Annotated in this window: 1 protein-coding gene; it reads left to right on the forward strand. The window is 65.9% G+C overall.

The annotated features are described in order from the left end of the window. On the forward strand, positions 1-615 hold a 615-nt coding region (locus MA875_RS17360; RefSeq protein WP_248243449.1), incomplete at its 5' end, for an integrase core domain-containing protein. Positions 616-624: the final 9 nt, after the last annotated feature.

The raw sequence follows: 624 nt of genomic DNA on the forward strand, positions 1-624 counted from the left end.
GCGTTCGCGACGGAACCGTCGGGCCCGAACCAGGTCTGGCAGCTCGACTTCTCCGAGTACGAGACCACCACCGGCGGGACCTGGCGGATCGCGTCATGCCGGGACTACTGGGCGAAGTACGAGTTCGACGCGCACGTGTCCCCGACCGCGAACATGCACGACGCCGTCACCGCGGTCGAACTCGCCCTCGCCGAAGCCGAGAGGCTGCTCGGCCACCCGCTGATCGATGACTGTCAGGTCGACGAGGCAACCGGGGAATTCCTGCCGGTCTTGACGATCGTCACGGACAACGGCGGCCCGTTCCGCTCGTTCACGTTCGAAGCGTTCATCGCGCTCCACCCCGAGCTGCGGCACGTCCGCACGAGGGTCCGCACGCCCGGTCAGAACGGGTCACGCGAACGCGGTTTCGGGACGATGAAGTACGAGTGGCTGTTCCGGGAAGAGATCGACGACGGCCTCCAACTCGTCGAGCACGTGAACGCCTACCGGCAGGACTACAACCACGTCCGACCACACGAAGCGATCGCTTGGAACCGGCCCGCCGACGTCTACGCCGGCACCGCCGACCCCACCACCCCCAACTTCGAAATCGAAGAAACCCTGCCAACTACTTGACGCGGGACA

Origin of the sequence: Microbacterium kunmingense (assembly GCF_023155745.1) — a bacterium.
In the GTDB taxonomy this organism is placed as follows: Bacteria; Actinomycetota; Actinomycetes; order Actinomycetales; family Microbacteriaceae; genus Microbacterium; species Microbacterium kunmingense.